At 69.3% G+C, this 17,937-nt stretch carries 19 protein-coding genes; 9 read left to right on the top strand and 10 right to left on the bottom strand.

Going from position 1 to position 17,937, the window contains the following annotated elements:
* Positions 1 to 98: 98 nt before the first annotated feature.
* From D4739_RS07270 to acs, 3 genes are all read left to right on the top strand, one after another.
* Positions 99 to 443, top strand: coding sequence for a DUF485 domain-containing protein (locus tag D4739_RS07270; RefSeq protein WP_120059939.1), 345 nt, complete (start codon positions 99 to 101; stop codon positions 441 to 443).
* Between the two features lies 1 nt (position 444).
* A complete protein-coding gene (locus D4739_RS07265; RefSeq protein WP_120059938.1) occupies positions 445 to 2,076 on the top strand; it encodes a solute symporter family protein in 1,632 nt (543 codons plus the stop codon).
* A gap of 144 nt (positions 2,077 to 2,220) precedes the next feature.
* Positions 2,221 to 4,206: an acetate--CoA ligase gene (gene acs / locus D4739_RS07260; RefSeq protein ID WP_120061780.1), complete on the top strand. Its 1,986-nt coding sequence runs from the start codon at positions 2,221 to 2,223 to the stop codon at positions 4,204 to 4,206.
* 149 nt (positions 4,207 to 4,355) lie between these two features.
* Here the strand turns inward: acs and D4739_RS07255 are convergent, their stop codons facing one another.
* Together D4739_RS07255 and D4739_RS07250 are read right to left on the bottom strand one after the other, a co-directional pair.
* A complete protein-coding gene (locus D4739_RS07255; protein ID WP_120059937.1) occupies positions 4,356 to 5,570 on the bottom strand; it encodes an acyl-CoA dehydrogenase family protein in 1,215 nt (404 codons plus the stop codon).
* Positions 5,567 to 6,847: an acyl-CoA dehydrogenase family protein gene (locus tag D4739_RS07250; protein ID WP_238473555.1), complete on the bottom strand. Its 1,281-nt coding sequence runs from the start codon at positions 6,845 to 6,847 to the stop codon at positions 5,567 to 5,569. The genes D4739_RS07255 and D4739_RS07250 overlap by 4 nt, the downstream gene beginning before the upstream one ends.
* A gap of 249 nt (positions 6,848 to 7,096) precedes the next feature.
* On the opposite strand from D4739_RS07250, the gene D4739_RS07245 reads away from it, so the two are divergent.
* The gene (locus D4739_RS07245; protein WP_120059935.1) at positions 7,097 to 7,306 is read left to right on the top strand and encodes a hypothetical protein; all 210 of its coding nucleotides are present in this window, start codon (positions 7,097 to 7,099) and stop codon (positions 7,304 to 7,306) included.
* Positions 7,303 to 8,040 carry a hypothetical protein gene (locus D4739_RS07240; RefSeq protein ID WP_120059934.1) on the top strand — a complete coding sequence of 246 codons (738 nt, stop codon included), beginning with the start codon at positions 7,303 to 7,305 and terminating at the stop codon, positions 8,038 to 8,040. The genes D4739_RS07245 and D4739_RS07240 overlap by 4 nt, the downstream gene beginning before the upstream one ends.
* A gap of 20 nt (positions 8,041 to 8,060) precedes the next feature.
* Here the strand turns inward: D4739_RS07240 and D4739_RS07235 are convergent, their stop codons facing one another.
* The 4 genes from D4739_RS07235 to D4739_RS07225 all read right to left on the bottom strand — a co-directional run bounded on the left by D4739_RS07235 (position 8,061) and on the right by D4739_RS07225 (position 10,790).
* Entirely contained in the window at positions 8,061 to 8,726 is a 666-nt protein-coding gene (locus D4739_RS07235; protein ID WP_182920341.1) for a hypothetical protein, read from the bottom strand.
* A complete protein-coding gene (locus D4739_RS16845; protein WP_182920340.1) occupies positions 8,723 to 9,493 on the bottom strand; it encodes a hypothetical protein in 771 nt (256 codons plus the stop codon). The genes D4739_RS07235 and D4739_RS16845 overlap by 4 nt, the downstream gene beginning before the upstream one ends.
* Entirely contained in the window at positions 9,493 to 9,993 is a 501-nt protein-coding gene (locus tag D4739_RS07230) for a SigE family RNA polymerase sigma factor (protein WP_120059932.1), read from the bottom strand. Before D4739_RS07230 ends, D4739_RS16845 begins: the two co-directional genes overlap by 1 nt.
* 119 nt (positions 9,994 to 10,112) lie before the next feature.
* The gene (locus tag D4739_RS07225; protein ID WP_120059931.1) at positions 10,113 to 10,790 is read right to left on the bottom strand and encodes a Crp/Fnr family transcriptional regulator; all 678 of its coding nucleotides are present in this window, start codon (positions 10,788 to 10,790) and stop codon (positions 10,113 to 10,115) included.
* Between the two features lie 137 nt (positions 10,791 to 10,927).
* Between D4739_RS07225 and nth the strand changes: the two genes are divergently transcribed.
* From nth to D4739_RS07205, 4 genes are read left to right on the top strand one after another with little or no spacing between them, the layout of a single operon-like run.
* Positions 10,928 to 11,620: an endonuclease III gene (nth, locus tag D4739_RS07220; RefSeq protein ID WP_120059930.1), complete on the top strand. Its 693-nt coding sequence runs from the start codon at positions 10,928 to 10,930 to the stop codon at positions 11,618 to 11,620.
* A complete protein-coding gene (locus D4739_RS07215) occupies positions 11,617 to 12,324 on the top strand; it encodes a TlpA disulfide reductase family protein (protein ID WP_120059929.1) in 708 nt (235 codons plus the stop codon). The genes nth and D4739_RS07215 overlap by 4 nt, the downstream gene beginning before the upstream one ends.
* Positions 12,324 to 13,079: an NUDIX hydrolase gene (locus D4739_RS07210; protein WP_238473554.1), complete on the top strand. Its 756-nt coding sequence runs from the start codon at positions 12,324 to 12,326 to the stop codon at positions 13,077 to 13,079. Before D4739_RS07215 ends, D4739_RS07210 begins: the two co-directional genes overlap by 1 nt.
* The gene (locus D4739_RS07205; RefSeq protein ID WP_120059928.1) at positions 13,076 to 14,251 is read left to right on the top strand and encodes a MarP family serine protease; all 1,176 of its coding nucleotides are present in this window, start codon (positions 13,076 to 13,078) and stop codon (positions 14,249 to 14,251) included. Before D4739_RS07210 ends, D4739_RS07205 begins: the two co-directional genes overlap by 4 nt.
* 261 nt (positions 14,252 to 14,512) lie before the next feature.
* Here the strand turns inward: D4739_RS07205 and D4739_RS07200 are convergent, their stop codons facing one another.
* The 4 genes from D4739_RS07200 to D4739_RS07185 all read right to left on the bottom strand — a co-directional run bounded on the left by D4739_RS07200 (position 14,513) and on the right by D4739_RS07185 (position 17,932).
* Positions 14,513 to 14,935, bottom strand: a complete 423-nt coding sequence (locus tag D4739_RS07200) for a phage holin family protein (RefSeq protein WP_120059927.1) — start codon at positions 14,933 to 14,935, stop codon at positions 14,513 to 14,515.
* Between the two features lie 43 nt (positions 14,936 to 14,978).
* Entirely contained in the window at positions 14,979 to 16,181 is a 1,203-nt protein-coding gene (gene nhaA, locus D4739_RS07195) for a Na+/H+ antiporter NhaA (protein ID WP_238473553.1), read from the bottom strand.
* 93 nt (positions 16,182 to 16,274) lie between these two features.
* Positions 16,275 to 17,051, bottom strand: a complete 777-nt coding sequence (locus D4739_RS07190; protein ID WP_338016262.1) for an MBL fold metallo-hydrolase — start codon at positions 17,049 to 17,051, stop codon at positions 16,275 to 16,277.
* Positions 17,048 to 17,932 carry an NUDIX hydrolase gene (locus D4739_RS07185; RefSeq protein WP_182920339.1) on the bottom strand — a complete coding sequence of 295 codons (885 nt, stop codon included), beginning with the start codon at positions 17,930 to 17,932 and terminating at the stop codon, positions 17,048 to 17,050. The genes D4739_RS07190 and D4739_RS07185 overlap by 4 nt, the downstream gene beginning before the upstream one ends.
* Between the last annotated feature and the right edge of the window lie 5 nt (positions 17,933 to 17,937).

The following is a 17,937-nucleotide window of genomic DNA, read 5'->3' as shown; positions in this document are numbered from 1 at the left end:
TCCCCGTCGGGCGCACGGTTCGCTCGCACCTCTCCCGTCCCGGCAGCCGACGAAGCAACAGTGACGGCAGTCACACTCCTGCTCGCGAAAGGCCCGTCATGAGCACAACCCTCCACGACCAGGCGGAACGGCACGACCCGGTCTACGACCGCCTCCACGAGGCGCCGGAGTTCACCGAGCTCCGTCGTCGCTACCGCGGATTCGTCTTCCCGGCGACCATCGCCTTCCTCGCCTGGTACCTGCTCTACGTCGTCCTCTCGAACTGGGGCGGCGACTTCATGTCGACCAAGGTCGTCGGCAACATCAACGTCGCACTCGTCTTCGGCCTCCTCCAGTTCCTGACCACGTTCGGGCTGGCCTGGATCTACGCCCGCTACTCCAACGCCAAGCTCGACCCGCTCGCCCGCGAGCTGAACGCGCGCTACGAGGAAGGACGTCGCTGACATGGACGGCAACCAGCTCCTGACGACCGGCCTCTTCCTGTCCGTCGTCGCACTGACAATCGGCATCACCATCCGCGCCAGCCGCACCTCATCCGGTGCCGCCGACCACTACGCCGGAGGACGCAACTTCTCCGGTTTCCAGAACGGCCTTGCGATCGGCGGCGACTACATGTCGGCCGCGTCGTTCCTCGGCATCTCCGGAGCCATCGCGCTCTACGGCTACGACGGCTTCCTCTACTCGATCGGGTTCCTCGTCGCCTGGCTCGTCGCGCTGCTGCTGGTGGCCGAGGTGCTCCGCAACTCCGGCCGCTACACGATGGCCGACCAGCTGGCCTACCGGATGAAGCAGCGTCCCGTGCGCACCGCCGCAGCGACCTCGACCGTCGTCGTCTCGATCTTCTACCTGCTCGCCCAGATGGTCGGCGCCGGCGCCCTCGTGACGCTGCTCCTCGGCGTCGACTCGGGCGCGGTGAAGAACCTGACCATCGTCGGGGTCGGCGCGCTGATGATCTTCTACGTCACCGTCGGCGGCATGAAGGGCACCACTTGGGTCCAGATCGTCAAGGCCGTGCTGCTGATGACCGGCTCCGCGCTGATCGTCGTGCTCGTGCTCGCGCAGTTCAGCTTCAACCTCTCCGAGCTCCTCGGCACCGCCGCGCAGAACAGCGGCAAGGGCGGCGCCTTCCTCGACCCCGGCCTGAAGTACGGCGGCAGCACGCTGTCCAAGATCGACTTCCTGTCGCTCGGCATCGCGCTCGTCCTCGGCACTGCCGGCCTCCCGCACATCCTGGTCCGCTTCTACACGACGCCGACCGCGCGGGACGCCCGCAAGTCGGTGCTCTGGGCGATCGGCCTGATCGGCACCTTCTACCTGTTCACGCTGGTCCTCGGCTTCGGCGCCGCGGCCCTGCTGAAGGGTGACGCCATGCAGAAGGTCGTCGCCTCGGGCGGCAACCTCGCCTCCCCGCTGCTGGCCGAGGAGGTCGGCGGTGGCGCCGGCTCGACCGGTGGCGCGATCCTGCTGGCCCTCATCGCGGCGGTCGCCTTTGCGACGATCCTCGCGGTGGTTGCCGGCCTGACGCTGACCTCCAGCGTCTCGGTCGCGCATGACCTCTACAACTCGGTCTGGCGCAAGGGTCAGGCGACGGAGAAGGAGGAGCTGCGCGTCAGCAGGTACGCCGCGGCGGGCATCGGCATGGTCGCGATCCTGCTGGCCATCCCGGCCCAGAAGCTGAACATCGCGTTCCTCGTGGCCCTGGCCTTCGCCATCGCGGCGAGCGCCAACCTGCCGGCGATCATCTACAACATGTTCTGGCGGCGCTTCAACACCCGCGGCGCGGTGTGGAGCATCTACGGCGGCCTGATCTCCGCGGTGGGACTGGTGGTCTTCTCGCCGGTCGTCTCCGGCAAGGGCGTTGACGCAACGGGCAAGAACCTGTCCCTGCTCCCGACGAGCATCGACATCTCCTGGTTCCCCCTGGAGAACCCCGGCATCGTCTCGATCCCGCTGGGCTTCTTCCTCGGCTGGCTCGGCAGCGTGACGTCGAAGGAGCCGGATGCCCTGGAGCGCTACACCGAGCTCGAGGTCCGCGCTCTGACCGGCGCCGGCGCCGAGAGCGCAGTCCAGCACTGACCCGGACCGGGGGCTGCGATCGCAACGTGGTCGCAGCCCCCGGCTCTCCATCGTGGGCACCCCGAGCAGGTGTGACCCCCACCACGAGCACCCCCTAGGCTGATGAATGGCCGGAAAGTAGTGACGATGACCGCGGGAGCGACGATGTCCGAGGAAACCCTGTCCAACCTGTCGACCGAGACCCGGAGCTTCGAGCCGCCGGCCGAGCTTGCTGCGGCTGCGAACGTCAAGGCTGACGCGTACGCCGCAGCCGACGCCGACCGCCTGGCGTTCTGGGCCGAGCAGGCCGGCCGCCTCGACTGGGCCGAGCCGTTCACCCAGGTGCTGGACTGGTCCAACGCCCCATTCGCGAAGTGGTTCGTCGGCGGCAAGCTCAACATCGCCCACAACTGCGTCGACCGCCACGTCGAGGCCGGCCGCGGTGACCAGGTCGCGCTGCACTTCGTCGGCGAGCCCGGCGACACCCGCGACATCACCTACGCCCAGCTCAAGGACGAGGTCTCCCGCGCGGCCAACGCGCTCGAGGAGCTCGGCATCGAGCCCGGCGACCGGGTCGCGATCTACCTGCCGATGATCCCCGAGGCCGTCATCGCGATGCTGGCCTGCGCCCGCGTCGGCGCCACCCACACGGTCGTCTTCGGCGGCTTCTCCGCAGATGCCCTCGCCTCGCGCATCGCCGACTGCAACGCCAAGCTCGTCATCACCGCCGACGGTGGCTACCGCCGCGGCGCCCCCTCGGCGCTCAAGCCGGCTGTCGACGAGGCACTGGTCAAGATCGACAACGACAACACCGCGATCGTCGAGAACGTCCTCGTCGTACGTCGCACGGGCCAGGATGTCGCTTGGAACGGCGACATCGACGTGTGGTGGCACGAAGTCGTGGACGAGTCCTCCGAGATCCACGAGGCGAAGGCGTTCGACGCCGAACACCCGCTCTTCGTCATGTACTCCTCCGGCACCACGGGCAAGCCCAAGGGGATCCTGCACACCACCGGCGGCTACCTCGTCGGCACGGCGTACACGCACCACGCGGTCTTCGACCTCAAGCCGGAGACCGACGTCTACTGGTGCACCGCCGACGTCGGCTGGATCACCGGGCACTCCTACATCGTCTACGGCCCGCTGGCCAATGGCGTGACGCAGGTGCTCTACGAGGGCACGCCGGACAGCCCGCACAAGGGTCGCTGGTGGGAGATCATCGAGAAGTACAAGGTGACGCTCTTCTACACCGCGCCGACCGCGATCCGGACCTTCATGAAGTGGGGCCGCTCCATCCCGGACGGTTTCGATCTCTCGAGCCTGCGGCTGCTCGGATCGGTCGGTGAGCCGATCAACCCCGAGGCCTACATGTGGTACCGCGACGTCATCGGCGGCGACCGCTGCCCGATCGTCGACACCTGGTGGCAGACCGAGACCGGCATGATGATGATCAGCCCGCTCCCCGGCGTCACCGCTGGCAAGCCCGGCTCCGCCATGACCGCCCTCCCGGGCGTCGGTGCCGATGTCGTCGACGAGGCCGGAGTCCCGGTGCCCAACGGATCTGGCGGCTACCTCGTGCTCACCGAGCCGTGGCCCTCGATGCTGCGCACGCTCATGGGCGACGACGAGCGCTTCGTCGACACCTACTGGTCGCGGTTCAAGGAACAGGGCTACTACTTCGCGGGCGACGGTGCCAAGAAGGACGAGGACGGCGCCATCTGGCTGCTCGGCCGCGTCGACGACGTCATGAACATCTCCGGCCACCGCCTCTCCACCACCGAGATCGAGTCGGCCCTCGTGTCGCACCCCCGTGTCGCTGAGGCTGCGGTCGTCGGTGCCGCGGACGAGACCACCGGCCAGGCGATCGTGGCCTACGTGATCCTCCGCGAGGGCGCGCTCGCTGAGGCAACGCAGGGCGAGGAGCTGGTCGCCGAGCTGCGCAACCACGTCGCCAAGGAGATCGGCGCGATCGCCAAGCCGCGCTCGATCATGCTCGTGCCCGAGCTCCCGAAGACCCGGTCGGGCAAGATCATGCGCCGCCTGCTCAAGGACGTCGCCGAGAACCGCGTCGTCGGCGACACGACGACGCTCGCCGACAGCAATGTCATGGACCTGATCGCCGCCGGAGCGAAGACCTCCACCGAGGACTGACCCAAACACGTCGACACGGCGCAACCTTGGAGTCGACACGTCGCGATGTTGACGCCGACGCGGCTCGACCTTGGTGTCGACACGGCGCAACTTCGGCGGAACGCCGGAAGTCGCGCCGTGTCGGCGTCGAAGTTGCGCCGTGTCGACGATCAGCGAAGCTCGGACGAGGTCTTGCCCAGCAGTCGACGCGCCATGATCAGCTGCTGGATCTGCTGGGTGCCCTCGAAGATGTCGAAGATCTTCGAGTCGCGCGCCCACTTCTCGAGCAGCTCCGTCTCGGAGTAGCCAAGGCTGGTGCAGAGCTCGACACACTTCTGCGTGGTCTCGGTGACCGTCGTGCCGGCCTTCGCCTTGGCCATCGAGGCCTCGAGCGAGTTGGGACGACGGTTGTCGGCCATCCAGGCCGACTCGAGCACGAGCAGGTACGACGCCTCGTAGTCCGCTTCGAGCCGGAGCAGGGTCGCCGCAGCCGCGTGCTGGGACCACGGCGACTTCACGTAGTCGACCACGATCCCCTGCTCGGCCAGCAGATCGCGGGTGTATTCAAGCGCGGCCCGGGCGATACCGCACGACATCGCGCCGACGAGTGGGCGGGTGTTGTCGAACGTGGCCATCACGCCGGCGAAGCCCTGCTCGACGTTGACCTCCGGGGATCCCAGCAGGTTCTCCGCCGGAACCCGCACGTCGTCGAACTGCAGGACGGCGGTGTCGGAGACGCGGACACCGAGCTTCTTCTCGAGCCGGATCAGGGTCAGACCGGGCGAGTCCTTCGGGACCACGAACGACTTGATCGCGGCACGCCCGAGCGCGCGGTCCAGGGTCGCCCAGACGACCACGACGTCGGCCCGATCGCCACAGGTCACGAAGATCTTCTGCCCGTTGATGACGTAGGAGTCACCGTCGAGCGTGGCGGTCGTGCGGATGCTCGCGGTGTCCGAGCCGGTGTCCGGCTCGGTGATCGCCATGGCCGCCCAGGCGCCGCGGAACTTCTCCAGCTGCTCGTCGGTGGCGACCGAGGCAATGGCCGAGTTGCCGAGACCCTGCCGCGGCATGGTCAGCATCAGACCCGCGTCGCCCCAGCACATCTCCATGACCGACAGCGCGGAGGACATGTTGGAGCCGTTCTTGTTGACGTCCTTGTCGCGGTCGTCGCCTCCGCGGCGTACGCCGGCAGCACCGGCACCTTCCCCCTGGCCGGAGCTGGTCAGGCCGTCGATCATCGACGCGAGCATGTCCAGCTCGACGGGGTAGTCGTGCTCGCGGAGGTCGTACTTCCGCGAGATCGGCCGCAACAGGTTCATCGCGACCTGGTGCGCCTGGTTGACCAGCGGGTCGAACTTCCGGGGAGCCTCGAGTCTGATCACACCAGCACCGCACCTTCCATGGCACCGACGGCCCGCAGGTCGCGGAACCATCGCTCGACGGGGTAGTCGCCGGTGAGCGCACTGTCTCCGAGCAACTGGACGGCATCGCTGCCGATCGTCATGCCTGCCTCGACGCAGAGCCGACGGGCGAGTCCGACCTCGCGTGTGAAGCTGAGGCCAGCGGTCGCTCGCGAGGCAGCCTTGTAGGTGACCAGGCGCATCCCCTCGAGCTCCATCGCCATCCTCGACACGAGGAACGCATAGCCCTGGTGGTGACTCAGCGGCTCACCGCCGTCACGCTCGGCGTTCGCGAACTCGATCGAGTGGTCGAGCGCGGCCCGTCCGGTGCCCACGGCGAGCGCGCACCAGGCCAGCCGGGAGAGGGTCAGGCACTCGAGGTAGTCCTCGGCGCTGCCCAGCAGAGCGGTCCCGTCGACGGCGACCCCGTTCAGGACCAAGCGCGACGTGGCCGCAGCCCGCAGGCCCATCAGTGGGTCGTCGATCGTCTCGACACCATCGGTGTCGGCGTCGACGAGGAAGAGTCGGGGTGCGCCGTCCAGCATCGCCGCGACGAGGAAGACCTCCACCTCGGCGCCGCGCACCACTCCGCACTTCTCGCCGTCGAGGACGAACCGCTTGCCCTGCCGGGTTGCCGTCGTCTGCAGCTCCGTGGCATCGAACAACGGGCGCGGCTCGGCAATCACCAGCGCAGCGGCGACGGGCTCGTGACCTGTCAGGCGCCCGAGGTGGAGGCGCTGTTGCCCCACGGTGCCCCAGCGCGCGACGGCCGTGGCAACGGCCGGCGTGGCCAGCGCGGCGACGGCAAGGCCCATGTCGCCCCGGGCCAGGGCCTCGGTCACGAGGGTTGCCGCCATCGGAGTGCGTACGTCGGCGGGCTGGCCGGCACGAAGGGTCACGGCGCCCGTGACGGCTGCCGCACTCTTCAGAGCCAGGTCCGTCGCCTTGCGCGCACGGTCGGACGCGGCGGCGTCGGTGCGGAAGAACCCGTCAGCAACCTCCGTCGCGGCGTCCACCAGGAGCTGCTCGTCAGTCGTCGGCGTGAGGTCGAAGAGCCCGCTCTTGCCACCGGGCTTCCCCTGGCCGGACGACGCACGGCGGGGCCGCAGCCGGGCTGCCTGGCTCGTCGTTGCTCCGATGGCCTGGAAGCCGGCCCGGGTGCCCAGGAACAGCGCGCGCTCGGTCGGCTTCCGGAGATGGAGGCGGTCCAGGGCGGAGGCTCCGGCAACCGCGGTCAGCGCGGCAATCGCGCGCCCCATCGGATCCGGTCGTTCAGTCGATGCCAGCCCGTGTGCGCGACGGATCGCGAATCTTTCCTGCATGAAGCCTCCCGGAGTCGACATTGATCTGGTGCCGCTCGGGAGATTACTACGCAAGCGTAGTAATTGCGACCACCGCCCTCTCTCCTCGCGGGAGAGTGCCGCCTGTGAGGAGCGCCTCCACCCTGGAGGCGTAACCACCGCGGCAACCCGACGTTCTTTCTGTGACGTCATGTCCCAGGAGGAACGATGAGCGGACGCGAGGCCCTGCAGAAGCAGCTGCGCGCTGAACCACCGGCAGGACTCGACCTGCCCCCCGAGGAGCTGCAGCAGCTCGCGGACCTGATCCGCAGCGCCCGCGAGACCCAGGGCAAGGAGCTCGAGGCATCGCTCCTCGGCGCGCTCGACCACATCCCGCGTCCCCTGCGTGGTCCCGTGCGGAAGGTTTTTGGCCTGTGAGCAAGCTCGAGACACGTGCCGAGATCGCCCGCCTGGCTGCGCTGCTCCGCGTGAGCGAGGCGCACCTGGCATTCATCGCGCACCACGACCTGGAGACGCTGCGGTCGCTGCGCGACCAGGTCACCGACCGGCTCTTCGACGCCGACCGCAACGTCCTGGAGGCGATCGCGAAGGCCAACAGCATGGTCCCCGGCTCGGTCTCCTCGAAGATCGCGGTGAAGGCGTTCCCGCCGTCCCTCGCCGCCCGCGTGGCCGGCGTACTCGGCACCGACAAGGCCATCGACATGGCCCGCCGCGTCCCGGTGACCTACCTGGCTGACCTCGCTCCGCACCTGGACCCCCGCCGGGTCACGGCAATCCTCGAGAAGCTGCCGACGCAGCTGCTGGTCGACGCGGGCAAGATCCTCGGCGAGCGCGGCGAGTACATCGCCATGGCGGACTTCGTCGGCGTCCTCGACGACGACCAGATCGCTCGCGTGATCCCGGTGCTGAGCGACGAGGCGCTGGTGCGCACCGGACTGGTCATCGAAGACCCACGCCGCATCGCCGCGATCCTCACCATGCTCCCGCCCGACCGGCTCGCGGGTGTCGTCACCACCGCCGCCCGCGTTGGTCAGTGGGACGGGATCCGCCGTGCCATCGAGCACTTCGACAGCGACACCCGCGACGCACTCGTCGACGTCGCGCGCGACCTCGACGGCGTACCTGACGACGTCCTCGCCGTGTTCAGCTGACTGCAAGCGCCTTCAGATCGTCAGCGAAGTACGCCGCGCCGCCGGCGCCGCACGCGCCGCGCGAGCAGCAGGCATCCGAGAAGCCCGGCGACGGAGAGACCGATGACGAGGGCCTTGCGCTCGTCGCTCCACGGCCAATCGGGCGGAGGGAAGTCGGCGGTCGGGTGCTCGAGGGTCATCAGGTCGACCGCGACAGAGACCGACGACGTTTGCCCTGCATCGTCGGCGAAGCGCGTCATGACACGGTAGGTCCAGTCCTCCTCCGGGACGTTCGGGGCAGTCATCACGACGAGGTGTCGCCGTCCGTATGACGGGTCGTCATTGTTGGCAGGGGTCACCTCGACGAGCACCAACTGGTCATCGAGCCAACCGAGCGGCTGCACCGCGGCTCCGCCCGGGTAGAGGTCGAGATCCTTGGCGAGCTCCCGCTCCGTGACCTCAGGAACGACTCCGGGCCGAGGCGGACGCAGGAAGGAAGCGCTGCTCCCCTGCTCGAACGTGCCCAGTGCCACCTGTGTGCCACGCGGGCTGACGACACCCGTGCCAGTGGGGCTGCGGCCCTGCAGGTCGGTGACGACCGTCGCCATTCCGTTCGGCGCGATGGCCTCGAGCCGACCGCTCTGGCCAAACACGATGGCCTCGCCGGAGGATCCGATGGAGACCGACTGGTTCGACTCGTTCCTCACCGGAATCGGCTCGCTGACAGTCGCATTCGGCGCAATGCGCCCACCAGCAGACTTGTTGCGTCCGCCGATGCTCGACTTCGTCCAGTTCTGCGGCTGCTGGCCGCTCCACACCAGCCACCGACTGTCCGGCGACCAGCCAAGCGATCGTGCGGCCGCACCCTCGAGCGCGATGCTCCGCAGGTGGCCACGCTCCAGGTCGAGCACGCGGATGCCCGAGCCCTCCACCGCCGCCCCGAGAACTCGACCCACGCGTAGGCAAGCTGGCGACCATCCGGAGAAAGCGCGAGCGGAACGGCTGGATTCATCATCGCTCCAGCGATGGTGCTGCCGATCCAGCCCGGAAGAACAAGCGGGTGATAGCGCCCGTCGGCCGCGGTCACCACCACCGGCAATGGGCTGCCGCCGGCGGCAAAAGCCACGGACCCCCGACCAATCGCAAGATCCGCCTCAGCCACGTTGGACTTCCAGACCGTCCCGGCTTCCTCGTTGGACGTGAGCCGCTCCGGGACGCCGTACAGCGTGGACGGCACGGCACCCTCGTCACCAGCAGGCGACACGGGCGCCACGTCCCCACGCCCACCGAGCCCCAGCCACCCAAGCATCGAGACCGCGAGGATCAGTCCGATCACCGACAGCGCGACGACACCGGACACCAGCCGATCCCGACGGCGTGCCCGACGACCGAGGGCCCACAGGTCACCGGGCACATGGATCGGCGGAGCCGTGTCGCCGACCCGCAGCATTTCTTCACGAAGCCGTTCGGTCATCAGTTCACTCCGATCAGGTCGGCGAGCTCCGGCGCGAGGACCCGAAGCCGCGCAAGGGCCTGGCGGGTCGTCGACTTCACGGTGCCCGGGCTCACGCCCAGCTCGGCGGCCGCCTGCACCTCGGTCAGGTCCTCGAAGTAGCGCAGCACCAGAGCGGTCCGCTGCTTCGCGGTGAGCAGGCTCAACGCCTGCTCGAGAGTCATCCGCAGCTCTGGCTCAGCCACCGCAACGGAGATGTCGTGCATCCCCAACCCGACTTCGGCGTACTTCCGTCGACGCCACCAGGAGATGTTCTGCGTGTAGAGGATCCGGCGAACGTAGGCCTCGGGGGCGGTGTGGATCCGTCCCCAGTGGCGGGCAGCCTGGAGGAGCGCCGTCTGCAGCAGGTCCTCGGCGAGGTGGTGGTCTCCGGTCAACAGGTACGCCGTGCGGCCGAGCGCCGCGCTACGTGCCTGCACGAACGCGTTGAATGCACCCTCGCCGCCCTCATGACCGGTCATCGGACCCCCTCTCCCCCATGTAGACGCACCGCGTGCCCGCCTCGGGGGTCAGTCCGCGAAAAGAAATCGCAAACGGCCGCCGACCCGGCAGGGGGTCGACGGCCGTCAGCCAAGCAAGATCAGCGCGCGCGGCGCGAGAGACGCTCGATGTCCATGATGACGACGGAGCGGGGCTCGAGGCGGATCCAGCCACGCGACGCGAAGTCGGCGAGCGCCTTGTTGACCGTCTCGCGGGAGGCGCCGACCAGCTGGGCGAGCTCCTCCTGCGTGAGGTCGTGGTGCACGTGGACGCCGTCGTCGGCGGTGCGGCCGAAGCGGTCGGCGAGGTCGAGCAGCGCCTTGGCGACACGGCCGGGCACGTCGGAGAAGACGAGGTCGGCCACGACGTCGTTGGCCTTGCGCAGGCGGGTCGCGAGCTGCGAGAGCAGACCGTAGGCGACCAGCGGGCGGCCCTCGAGCCAGCGCAGCAGGTCCTCGTGCGACAGCGAGGCGAACGATGCGTCGGTGACGGTCGTGACGGTCGCCGAGCGCGGGCCCGGGTCGAAGAGCGACAGCTCACCGAACATCTGACCGGGGCCGAGGATGGCGAGCAGGTTCTCGCGGCCATCGGACGACGTGCGACCGAGCTTCACCTTGCCGTCGAGAACGATGTACAGCTTGTCGCCGGAGTCGCCCTCGTGGAACAGCACCTCACCGCGGCGCAGGCGGGACTCCGCCATCGAAGCACGCAGGGCCGACGCAGCTTCGTCGTCCAGGGCGCTGAAGAGCGGTGCCTGACGCAGCACGTCCGTGTCCACAATTCCTCCATATGTCAGCCGAGCCTCGCGGGCATCCTAGCCGTGCCGGAGGTCACATCATTGCCAAACATCACATCAGATGGCCAGCGCGGCTCGCCATCGGCCCGACACTCGGTGCCCGCACGTAGGCTGTCGACGTGCCCGACACCTCCCTCGTACGCCGCGCGCGGAAGGTCGATCGCGTGCTCGCCGCGACCTACCCCGACGCCAAGTGCGAGCTGGACTTCGCCAACCCCTTTGAGCTTCTCGTGGTCACCGTCCTCTCGGCCCAGACCACCGACAAGAGGGTCAACGCGGTCCGGCCGACCCTCTTCGCGGCGTACCCGGATCCGCAGGCGATGGCCCAGGCGGACCGCGACAAGCTCGAGCAGATCCTCGGCCCGCTCGGCTTCTTCCGCGCCAAGACCGAGAGCCTGCTCAAGCTGAGCGCCGCTCTCATCGAGAGGTACGACGGCGAGGTGCCGCCGCGCCTCGACGACCTCGTCACGCTGCCCGGGGTGGGCCGCAAGACCGCCAACGTGGTGCTCGGCAACGCGTTCGGCATCGGCGGCATCACCGTCGACACGCACTTCGGCCGGCTGGTGCGCCGCTTCGGCTGGACCGACGAGACCGATCCGGTGAAGGTCGAGTTCGCGATCGCGGAGCTCTTCCCCAAGCGCGACTGGACGATGCTGTCCCACCACGTGATCTGGCACGGCCGGCGCATCTGCCATGCCCGCAAGCCCGCGTGCGGTGCCTGCCCGGTCGCGCACTGGTGCCCGGCCTTCGGCGAGGGCCCGACTGATCCCGCCGAGGCAGCGAAGCTGGTCCGCACCGAGGGCCGCGCATGACGCGGCTCATGACTGTCCTCCTCGGCGTCCTCAGCCTGGCCCTCCTCGCTGCCTGTGGCCCGACCAGCGAGATCGGCGCACCGGGCGCTGCACACATCGACGTCGACACACCAGCCCTGCGGGCGCTCCGGGACAAGGCCGGCATCGAGCCGTGCGCACCCTCCTCCGAAGACGCGGTCAAGGGCGGCCTCCCGGACGTCGTCCTCCCCTGCCTCGGCGGAGGCGAGGACGTGTCGCTCGCCGGCCTCCGCGGCCCGCTGGTGATCACCTTCTGGGCGAGCTGGTGCGGCCCGTGCCGCCGCGAGCTCCCGATCTACCAGCGCTTCGCGGAGAAGTACGCCGGCCGCGTCGGCGTACTCGGCATCGACACCAACGACGTCCACCCCGACGCCGCCCTCGAGCTGGCGCAGAAGAGCGGGGTCACCTTCCCGCTCGTTGCCGATACGGAGACGGCCGTCGCCGGGGCGGGCCTGCGCGTGGTCTACATGCCGACGATCGCGTTCCTCGACGCCGAGGGCCGGCTGACGGTGTGGAGCGATGACAACGGCGGCACCGCCGTCACCAAGGCCATGGAGATCACCTCGCTGAAGCAGCTCGAGGACCTCGCTGCCCAGCACCTCGGCGAGGACGCACTCGGCCCGGTCGCGCCTGCGAAGTCGACAGTGAAGTCCGCCGCGAAGGCGACCGCGAAGAAGGCCAGCTGATGAGCGAGATGGTCCAGTTCGAGACCGAGGGCCTGCCCGAGTGGCTGTCCCCGCTCATCGCAGGCTCGGACACGATCCGTGCCGACGACCTCTCCCGCTTCGCGCCGCCCAGTGACGGGCCCACGCCACGCGAGGCTGCGGTGCTCATGCTCTTCGGCGAGGGACCGGACGGGCCCGACATCCTGCTCACCGAGCGCTCGCACAACATGCGGTCGCACCCCGGCCAGATCTCCTTCCCGGGCGGCAGCCTCGATCCCGAGGACTCCGGCCCGGTCGCAGCGGCCCTGCGCGAGGCGCAGGAGGAGACCGGGCTCGACCCCGCCGGAGTCCAGGTCTTCGGAGCGCTCCCGGAGCTGTGGCTCCCGCCGAGCAACTTCGCCGTCACCACCGTCCTCGGCTGGTGGACCACCGAATCTCCGGTGAGCGTCGTGGACCCCAACGAGGTCCACGCGATCCTCCGAGTGCCGCTGTCGACCCTGCTCGATCCCGAGCACCGGGTGACGATGGTGCACCCGATCGGCTTCGCGAGCCCCGGCTTCCTCCTCCCGGACGAGATCGGCGGAGGTGTCCTCTGGGGCTTCACCGCGGGCCTGATCTCGCGGCTCTTCGACCATGTCGGCTGGACACGCCCGTGGGACACGGACCGCACACATCCGGTCGAAGAGTGGATGATCGTCGGACGCGGCAACGAGGGACGGCCCATCCCGGCGTACCCCGTGCCCAACACCGAGTTCCAGGAGGGCCCCGGCCGATGAACCTGCTCGACTGGATCCTGCTGCTGCTCCTCGGCGCCTACGCGCTGTCCGGCTACTGGCAGGGGTTCATCACCGGTGCATTCGCGACGGTCGGCCTGCTGGTCGGCGGCCTGCTCGGCATCTGGGTGGCTCCCCGCGCCCTGGGCAACGTCGAGCCGTCGCTGTGGGTCTCCCTCGGCGCGCTGTTCATCGTGATCCTCTGCGCGACGGTCGGGCAGGCGCTGATGCAGTACAGCGGCGCCCGCATGCGTGCCCGGATCAAGTGGCAGCCGGTGCGCGCGGTGGATGCCGCCGGCGGTGCCGTCCTGAGCATGGCCGCGGTGCTGCTGGTCGCCTGGGCGCTCGGTGTCGCGATCTCCGGTTCACGGCTCGGCCCGGTCACGCCGATCGTGCGTGACTCCAAGGTGCTCGCCACCGTCGACGACGTACTTCCCGACCAGGCTTACCAGGGCCTCCAGGCCTTCAACGACGTCGTCGGCACGACCTTCTTCCCGCGCTACCTCGAGCCCTTCGCACCCGAGCAGATCGTCGCCGTCGACCCGCCGGCGCGCGGGATCCTCCGAGACCCCGACATCGAGCGCGCACGCCGCGCGGTCTTCAAGGTGCACGGCAACAACTCGTGCGGCCGTGGCGTCGAGGGCACCGCGTTCCTGATCCGCGGTGACCGGCTGATGACCAATGCCCACGTCGTTGCCGGTGTCGACGACCCGCAGATCCTGATCGGCGACAAGACCATCGACGCCCGCGTCGTCTACTACAACAGCGACCTCGACATCGCCGTCCTCGCGATCCAGGACCTCGGCATCGAGCCGCTGCACTTCGCACCCGGCGCCGAGACCAACGCCAAGGTCGCGCTGCTGGGCTACCCCCAGGACGGCCCCTACAACGCGCAGGCGGCCCGCGTGCGCCAGCAGCAGCGCCTGCGCTCCCCCGACATCTACGGCAACGGCTCGGTCCTGCGCAGCGTCTACTCGCTGCGCGGCCTGATCCGCCCGGGCAACTCCGGCGGCCCGCTGGTCGACACCTCCGGCAACGTGGCCGGCGTGATCTTCGCGGCCTCCGTCAGTGACGCCGACACCGGCTACGCCCTGACGGCCGCGGCCGTTGCGGGTGCCCGCGATGCCGGCATCGCCGCGACCGACGAGGTCGACACCGGCGCCTGCGCCAGCTGACCTGGTCCGTCGACACGGCGCGACTTCGAGGTCGACACGGCGCAATGTCGGCGTCGACACGGCGCAATGTCGGCGCGATGGCAGAGCCCGTTGGCGACACCCGGTCCCAGATCGTCGGCACCGTCAACGTTGGCCCCGATCGGGCCAGGACAGCGGGCCCAGAAGACCGGGGCCGGGGATTGCGGCCCGATTGCCCGGCGCGCAGGCGGCAAGACGCCAACCTTGCGCCGTGTCGACGCCAACCTTGCGCCGTGTCGACGGTCAGGAGTGCTTGAAGGCCTTCTTGTTCTGCTTGGCCTGGGCGAGCGCACGCTCGGGACCCTTGACCTTCTTCACGCTGAGGAAGCCGACGAACGCAAGCAGGGCGGCGACCAGGACGTAGACGCCGAACACGATCAGGAATGCCCAGTGCAGGTCGAGGCCGGAGCCGTTCCAGTGGATCAGGAAGCCGAGCGCGACCGAGAAGATGATGATCGACAGCAGGCCGATGAAGCCGGCCACGGCGAAGAGCGCGATGCCGATGCCGCCGGCCTTCACGCTGACCTTGAGCTCGGTCTTCGCCAGCTGGATCTCTGCGGAGATCAGCTTGGAGATGTCGCGCTGAGCGTCGACGACGAGCTTGCCGATGGTCGGCTCTTCGCTCATCTGCTTCATCTGATCCTGAGCCACCTGGTTCTGGGCCATGAAAAGTGCTCCTGTGCGTGGTCCGGCGGGTCGGTTCGCGACTCTACACAACGGCAGCGCGGCGGATCTGGTTGCGCCGCCTGAGCACCACAGCAGCGACGACCGCGGCGATCACGGAGGCAACAAGCACGGCTGCCTTCGCCGCATCCCGCTCCGCACCCGCGAAGGACAGGTCGGAGACGAGGAGGGAGACGGTGAACCCGACCCCGGCCAGGATCGCCACACCGAGTACGTCGCGCCACAGCACGTCGTCGTCGATCTCCGCGCGGGTCAGCCGGCACAGCAGCCACGAGCCACCGAAGACCCCGAGCGGCTTGCCGATCACGAGGCCGAGCAGCACGCCGATCACGACCGGGTCCCGCAACAGGTCGGTGCCACCGGTGATCACGACACCTGCGGACATGAGCGCGAAGAAGGGTACGGCGACGCCCGAGCTCAGCGGGACAAGCCGGTGCTCGAGGCTCTCGGCGGGGCTCGCGTCCTCCCCCTCGTCGCGGCGTACGCGGGTGAGCAGGCCGAGCGCGACGCCCGCGATGGTGGCGTGGATGCCACTCTCGTGGGTGAACCACCAGGCGGCGATCGCGATCGGCACCGCGAGCCACCACAGGTTGATCCGGAAGCGCTGCAGCAGCGTCCATGCGATCAGGCAGAGCACGGCGAACCCGAGCGGGGCGAAGGACAGGGTGCCGGAGTAGAAGGCCGCGATGATCACGATGACGATCAGGTCGTCGACCACGGCGAGCGTCAGCAGGAACGCGCGCAGCTGCGGCGGCAGGGCGGAGCCCACAACCGCCAGCACAGCAAGGGCAAACGCGATGTCAGTGGCACTCGGGATGGCCCAGCCGACCGGGTGTCCCTCGGGGTGCGCCAGGTTGATCGCCAGGTAGATCAGCGCCGGCACCGCGACACCGCATGCCGCTGCGACGACGGGAACGATCGCGTCAGCCACCCGCGACAGCGACCCGATCACGAACTCGCGCTTGAGCTCGAGGCCAGCCACGAAGAAGAAGAGCGTCAGGGCACCGTCGGCCGCCCACTGCTCGACGTTGAGCGGGCCGATGTCGAAGTGGCGCAACGTCTCGTAGGAGTGGTCGAACGTGTTGGCCCAGACCACGGCCACGGCGGCAGCCAGCAGCGCGATCGCGCCGCCGACGGTCTCCTTGCGCAGGATGTCGGAGACGAACGTGCCGTCGCTCGAGGTCGGGTCTGGAAGGAAGCGGAGGCGTCGGATCTGGGGGAAGGCCACAGGTCTCCTGGGGTCGGTCGCTGAATGATGACCGCTGCTCGCGCTGCGGGCCGACCAGACTTCCCGGCACTCCGTCGGCCATCCTACCGGTGATCAGCGCGCCAGATGGGCCAGCTGCGCGCGGACGCTCAGCTCGGCGGCGCCCCACAGGATCGGGTCGACATCGGCGTACACCCGCTCGACGACTGCTCGCGGGCTCGCGTCGGCTCCGAGGTCGACGAGCGCCTTCTCAACCTGGGCGAGCCGGTCGCGGCGGTGGGCGATGTAGAAGTCGAGCGCCCCGAGCGCGTCGGTGATGACGGGGCCGTGACCGGGCCAGATCTCCCGGATCTCGTGCTCGGAAGCCAGTGCGTGCAGGCGATCGAGCGAATCCAGGTAGGCGCCCAGCTGCCCGTCCGGGTGCGCCACGACCGTCGTGCCGCGGCCGAGCACCGTGTCGCCGGTGAGCACCGATCCGTCCGCCGGGACCAGGAACGACAACGAGTCCGCGGTGTGGCCGGGCGTCGCGATCACGTGCACCTCAAGTCCGTCGACCGCGACGACGTCGCCGGCTCCGAGTCCCTCACTGCCGAGCCGGTAGGCCGGGTCCAGAGCACGTACGCCGCACCCGACGCGCTGCGCGAACGACCGGGCCGCCTCGGAGTGGTCGAGGTGGTGGTGCGTGAGCAGCACGGCCGCCACGTCACCCGCCTCCGCGGCAATCGCGTCGAGGTGGCTCTCGATGTCGGGACCCGGGTCGACCACGACCGAGCGTCGGCCGTCGGGCTCGCGCAGCACCCAGGTGTTGGTGCCGTCGAGCGTCATCATGTTGGCGTTGGGCGCGAGCACGCAGGTGCCCCGTGCGCCGAAGTTGCCGCCGCTCCAGCTCACGCGTCGCCACCTCCGCCGAGCTGTGCGAGCACCTTCCGTCCGAGCTCGACGAAGCGGTCGGGGATGACCAGCGTCTCGCTCTCGAGATCGAAGGTCGGCTCGATGACCTCCCAGGGCGTCGCGTCGGCGATCGCCAGCGCCTCTGCCGTCGTCCGCGCAGAGAAGAGCTCGGCCAGGCTGGCGGAGGTCGGTGGCAGCATCAGGATCTCGCCCGCCATCACGGCAGTGAGACAAGCGCGGATCGTCAACCAGGCAACGCGATCCGACTCCGTCGAGACATCGCGGGTGGCCTGGCCTGTCGGCAACTCGGCGACGAAGAACCAGGTGCGATAGCGGCGCGACTCGAAGGTCGGCGTGACCCAGCAGCTCAGTGCAGCAAGCAGATCCGTGCGCAGGACCAACCCCCGCCGGGTGAGCAGCTCGGTCAACGACAGCGAGCGGGACTCCAGCGCTGCCCGGTCGGCCTCCCACTCGTCGCCGGTCGTGTCGTCGACAACAGTCGAGGCCGTGCCGGCCAGAAGCACCCCCGACTCCTCGAAGGTCTCGCGGACGGCAGCGCAGATGAGCTCGGTCGCCTGCTCCTCGCGACATCCCAGACGGGCAGCCCACTCCGCGACCGGAGGCCCTGCCCACAGCTCCGGGTCGAGCCCAGCATCGCGCGGGTCGACACCACCGCCGGGGAAGACGTACATGTCCGCGGCGAACTCCATGCCGAGGTGTCGGTGCAGCAGGTAGGCCGCGAGCCCACCCGCCTTGCCGTCACCAGATCGCAGCAGCACCACGGTCGAGGCGAGCCGCGGCTCGGTCGGCGTGCGCTCACCACTCGCATGGGCCCGCGCAGCCTCGGCGAGGTGCGGCGGGAGCGTGCGAGCGGGATCCATCGTGC

It is taken from the genome of Nocardioides cavernaquae (assembly GCF_003600895.1).
Classification (GTDB): Bacteria; Actinomycetota; Actinomycetes; order Propionibacteriales; family Nocardioidaceae; genus Nocardioides; species Nocardioides cavernaquae.
Note: the sequence above shows the minus strand (reverse complement) of the source record. Positions and strands in the feature narration are given on the sequence as shown.

Coding starts and splice junctions, on each gene's coding strand:
- D4739_RS07200 (WP_120059927.1), bottom strand. CDS start 14,935: ATGGCCCAGAACCAGGTGGCTCAGGATCAGATGAAGCAGATGAGCGAA.
- D4739_RS07265 (WP_120059938.1), top strand. CDS start 445: ATGGACGGCAACCAGCTCCTGACGACCGGCCTCTTCCTGTCCGTCGTC.
- acs (WP_120061780.1), top strand. CDS start 2,221: ATGTCCGAGGAAACCCTGTCCAACCTGTCGACCGAGACCCGGAGCTTC.
- D4739_RS07245 (WP_120059935.1), top strand. CDS start 7,097: ATGAGCGGACGCGAGGCCCTGCAGAAGCAGCTGCGCGCTGAACCACCG.
- D4739_RS07250 (WP_238473555.1), bottom strand. CDS start 6,847: ATGGGGCGCGCGATTGCCGCGCTGACCGCGGTTGCCGGAGCCTCCGCC.
- D4739_RS07210 (WP_238473554.1), top strand. CDS start 12,324: ATGAGCGAGATGGTCCAGTTCGAGACCGAGGGCCTGCCCGAGTGGCTG.
- D4739_RS07205 (WP_120059928.1), top strand. CDS start 13,076: ATGAACCTGCTCGACTGGATCCTGCTGCTGCTCCTCGGCGCCTACGCG.
- D4739_RS07215 (WP_120059929.1), top strand. CDS start 11,617: ATGACGCGGCTCATGACTGTCCTCCTCGGCGTCCTCAGCCTGGCCCTC.
- D4739_RS07185 (WP_182920339.1), bottom strand. CDS start 17,932: ATGGATCCCGCTCGCACGCTCCCGCCGCACCTCGCCGAGGCTGCGCGG.
- D4739_RS07270 (WP_120059939.1), top strand. CDS start 99: ATGAGCACAACCCTCCACGACCAGGCGGAACGGCACGACCCGGTCTAC.
- D4739_RS16845 (WP_182920340.1), bottom strand. CDS start 9,493: ATGACCGAACGGCTTCGTGAAGAAATGCTGCGGGTCGGCGACACGGCT.
- D4739_RS07230 (WP_120059932.1), bottom strand. CDS start 9,993: ATGACCGGTCATGAGGGCGGCGAGGGTGCATTCAACGCGTTCGTGCAG.